We start from the raw sequence: 3,891 nt of genomic DNA on the forward strand, positions 1-3,891 counted from the left end.
GTTTCAATCACAATCCAATCTGGTGCGTTTTCTGCACAGAGTTTTTTAAGCGCTTTATCAAGTTTCTGTACACCACTCGGGCTACTGATACTATCGCCACTGATCGTGACAAAGTTGCCCTGATCTTCACTCACCGCATCCGTATTTAAGATAAGTACACCATCGACATCCAGCTCACTCATATCATTTACGATAACGGACAGATCATCACCGGAATACTCGGTTTGTTGGAGAATATTGCGTAAAAACGTGGTTTTCCCTGATCCGAGAAACCCATGCAAAATAGTGACTGGAATTGACGACATAGCTTTGACCTAAAAACTGGAAAGAAACGAACGTTATAACATAACAACCCCCATATGCAGAAGTAATCCCGAGTTGTCTTAGGTCAATAGCTGATGAAAAGGTAAATATAAGATAAAGCCCGAGGTAGCCTCGCCTTTAGCGATTAAACTAAATTGGAAACAGGCAAGTATCTATATTTTTGAGAAACATCCCCACTCGCACGACTTCTTTCAAAGCAACACCATCAGCACTTATACCTACAGGCGCCGAATTCAGTGGGTACCACGCGATGCTGTCTGCTTCTTGTGCTGTGATTTCACCTTCCCATTGGGTTACCACAAAATAATGAATCAGCTGTAACTCTTTTGTTGGGTGGTAGAGTGAACATAAGAATGTGTATTCAATTGGAGTAACGTTTAGCTCTTCGTTAAGCTCTCTAAACAGTGTCTGAATTTCATTTTCACCCTGCTCTATATGTCCGCCAGGTATTGTAATTAAGCCGGGGTCAGTGTCCTTAGAATCGCTGCGCTTTTCCAACAAGACTTGTGATTCATTAAGCAAGATAAAAGAGACACACTCATGGACGTCCATCGATTTTTCCTTAGGCCGAAGTTTAGATAATTAGACTTTCTTTACGACAACAGAACCTGCGATGAAATCATGAATCGCTCTGCGTTTGTGATTAAATAGCATCGAGATGAACTCTAAAAGAACCCAACCAATCATTGCGTAGCCAACAAAAATAAAGGCTCGTCCTTGCTCTAAACTTTCCCAAGTTTGTCCGTAGAAAGACAGTTGCGCGTAAGCATAGAGGCTAAAGGGGATAAGTATGATTGGGACAATATCTCTCATACAAGACTGTTTGAGGGTTAGGTTTCGACTTTCAGATACATCCACTACTTTCACTCGGGTGACCATTTTACCGATTGTTTGCCCAAATTTAGCATGCATGCCAACGTAGTAAGTGACACCAATTAGTGAATTCACCACTCCCCAAGCAAAAACACCACCCGAGCTAATCACGCCAGAAAGTACGTAGTTGTCTATCCACTCCAAAGGTAAAAATACGATTGAATCTATCCAGATAGCAAGAAGCGCCTCCAGAAATTAGAATACTTATTGGCATACATTTTTGTTCCTTGGTCTCTATTGGCAATAAAGCACAGACCCTACAACACATCAGCTTTTAATACATTCAACTAGCTATGATTTATAAAACAAATGCGAAGCGGCATGCATATGTCGATAATTTACCCCACCAATTTTCAGGCTCACTAACGCTCACGACAAGTTCTTGCTTAGTCTTTCATACAGCTCTAGAGCTTTAACTTTTGAGGTTAATTGCCCGAGAGCGTATTGATGGGCTAATTCAATATCGTCACTTTGCTCCGGATAATAACGCTTGGCTACTGCAGTACACTGGATCAGGTTGGTGTGCCAACTTCCGTCTTTCTCAGCGACAAAGTAGTACGCCGCCCGCACTAACTTTTTGCCAATCAGCTTAGCGACATCCGCATCGGTCATTGTTTTAAAGGCTAGGCCCATTTGATCCAGAAAAGTAGACAAGTCACCATTAAGCGCTTGGGCTATTTCACGACTAGGTTTGTAACGTTGAAAATCAATAGATAAATCATTACCCCAAATACAACAGCAACAGTGCTTGAGCCAAAACTGCCAATGGAATTTTTCTTGTGGCTGCAGAACTTCTGAAAGTGAGCCCGGGTCGATATCAAGCTTACTGGCTTGGGGATATGCTTTGGGAATGGTGTCAGAAAGGTGCTGAAATAGTCGCTTCTCTTTTTGACCAATAGGTGCATTGAGTACGATAGAAACATCCAAATCCGAGTGACCAACAACCGCCGTTCCTCTCGGCACACTTCCGTATAGGTAGATACCATCAATTTGATTCGGAAGGCCACTTAACAACGAATCAATAACGGCACTCACAACCTCTTGGAATTCGGGAGCGATATTCTTAGGAGAGTATAGGTTTTCGATGAACCCGTCTTTGTCGAGACCTCTAGTTTGATTCAGCATGCCACTTTCCAGCTATATTAGGATCTGTTTCACAGCCCGAGATAGTACATAGAACAATACCATTCTCTTTTGAGTTTGCACTGATCACGAGCTCTCCTTGCGAACTCCAAACCGAGCTCTTGCCACACGTTTCCCAACCTCCCGTCACAGAGATATGGTTGCTCAGTAATACTGGTATACCGTGTTCCGACGCAATTCCAGATAAGATTTTAGAATCCGGATCAAAGCCATTCTCAGAGATTAAAGCGCTCGCTAAATAGATATCAGCATCTAGATGTTTAGCTCGTTGGGAGTGATCCGCCTCTATGAAGTCAGCACATATTGCTAGCGCGATTTTATGCCCATTCACATCAAATGTATAATCAACATCGCCAGCGGAGCAGTAGTTGCCCTCTCCATCATGCAGGTGCTGTTTAGAGTAGAACTCGACTCTGCCGTCGGGAAAACAAATAACGGCGCCTATGGTGGGATGGGATAAGCCTGGAACTCTCAGGGGACAACCAGCCACAATAATCATCTCACTTTGAACCGAAGCTCGGGAGAGTTCTTCAAAGTTTGATGGCTCAAGAGACAATGCAAGTTCTTCCGCAAAATCAAGCTCATAGCCGGTTAGTGATAGCTCGGGGAAAACAACCACATCCGCATTGTACTTTGACGATTGCTCTATCATTTTTAGATGTTGCTTAAGGTTTTCTCTCCAGTTGCCTCTGACGACAGGAATTTGGGCCAAACTGATAGTGACACTCATTTCAAACTTCTCCAAAGAACAAAAATTGCCACACAAATGTCTACATAGCTAAATGCGGTCTACGTTAGGGGCTGTACTTATAATTCGACTTCAAACACCGCTTATCAAAGCGACATTAACTCTCGCTTAATCTCATTGTCCAATTTTTCAATCGCGTAACGAAAAGCCACTCTTGGTATTGCGGCATGCTTAGCATTCAGATAACCAATAACCTGTTGAGGCTCTTTTTGACTGAGTACTTTAAGCATCCAACCATAGCCTTTCTGTACTAAGTCATGCTTATCTTCGAGCAGTAGATCCGCTACGCGGAACGGATCCAACGCAGCGTATCGATTCTTATTGATAGGATAAATTAAGATGACCGCAGCGGCCCTGCGTACAGCAAAATTCGAATGCTCAACCCATTTGGTTGTGAGATCGAACAAATCATTGTACTGAGACAGCAACTCCCCAAAAGCATGAGTACAAAAGTCGTCACAATCGTTCCAGTCTGTGACGAACTCTGTTAACCAACTTTCAAAAACAGGGAACGTGTCTCTTGAATACTGTTTCCTTACCCTAAAAGCCCAATCGTACGCGATAACTCCTAGCGCCCAATCTCTTTGCTCCAATAATTGAGTACATAGAGACAACACGTGAGAAATATCTTTGTCTTCAATCGTCTTAAAAATCTGAGCAGAAATGGAACGAACCTGAGCTGTTTTGATATCCACTTTCGGATAACCCACTTCTGAAAGATGCTGCTTTATCGTTTCGACCATACTCACTAAAACAAACTCCTTGTCTATCTAAATTCAATATTGAAGTGAGATATCCGGCTC

General features: G+C 42.8%; 6 protein-coding genes. All 6 read right to left on the reverse strand.

The genetic code is table 11. The features are described 5' to 3' along the window. Window positions 1-305 (reverse strand): GTP-binding protein (locus BCT81_RS27020; protein ID WP_277869852.1); only part of this gene is annotated, 305 nt, incomplete at its 3' end. A gap of 148 nt (window positions 306-453) precedes the next feature. Further along, window positions 454-876, reverse strand: a complete 423-nt coding sequence (locus BCT81_RS27025; RefSeq protein WP_102426460.1) for an NUDIX domain-containing protein — start codon at window positions 874-876, stop codon at window positions 454-456. 30 nt (window positions 877-906) lie between these two features. Continuing rightward, window positions 907-1,341, reverse strand: a complete 435-nt coding sequence (locus tag BCT81_RS27030) for an RDD family protein (RefSeq protein ID WP_241908284.1) — start codon at window positions 1,339-1,341, stop codon at window positions 907-909. 225 nt (window positions 1,342-1,566) lie between these two features. After that, window positions 1,567-2,322, reverse strand: coding sequence for a nucleotidyltransferase domain-containing protein (locus BCT81_RS27035; RefSeq protein ID WP_102426461.1), 756 nt, complete (start codon window positions 2,320-2,322; stop codon window positions 1,567-1,569). After that, window positions 2,306-3,070: a carbon-nitrogen hydrolase family protein gene (locus BCT81_RS27040; RefSeq protein WP_102426462.1), complete on the reverse strand. Its 765-nt coding sequence runs from the start codon at window positions 3,068-3,070 to the stop codon at window positions 2,306-2,308. The genes BCT81_RS27035 and BCT81_RS27040 overlap by 17 nt, the downstream gene beginning before the upstream one ends. 104 nt (window positions 3,071-3,174) lie before the next feature. After that, window positions 3,175-3,837, reverse strand: a complete 663-nt coding sequence (locus tag BCT81_RS27045) for a DNA alkylation repair protein (protein WP_102426463.1) — start codon at window positions 3,835-3,837, stop codon at window positions 3,175-3,177. Between the last annotated feature and the right edge of the window lie 54 nt (window positions 3,838-3,891).

The sequence above is a fragment of the Vibrio sp. 10N.261.52.A1 genome, assembly GCF_002876325.1.
Taxonomy (GTDB): domain Bacteria; phylum Pseudomonadota; class Gammaproteobacteria; order Enterobacterales; family Vibrionaceae; genus Vibrio; species Vibrio chagasii.

What these genes read in the sequence shown, in the direction of transcription:
- BCT81_RS27025 (WP_102426460.1), bottom strand. Translation starts at nt 876, where the DNA reads ATGGACGTCCATGAGTGTGTCTCTTTTATCTTGCTTAATGAATCACAA.
- BCT81_RS27040 (WP_102426462.1), bottom strand. Translation starts at nt 3,070, where the DNA reads ATGAGTGTCACTATCAGTTTGGCCCAAATTCCTGTCGTCAGAGGCAAC.
- BCT81_RS27035 (WP_102426461.1), bottom strand. Translation starts at nt 2,322, where the DNA reads ATGCTGAATCAAACTAGAGGTCTCGACAAAGACGGGTTCATCGAAAAC.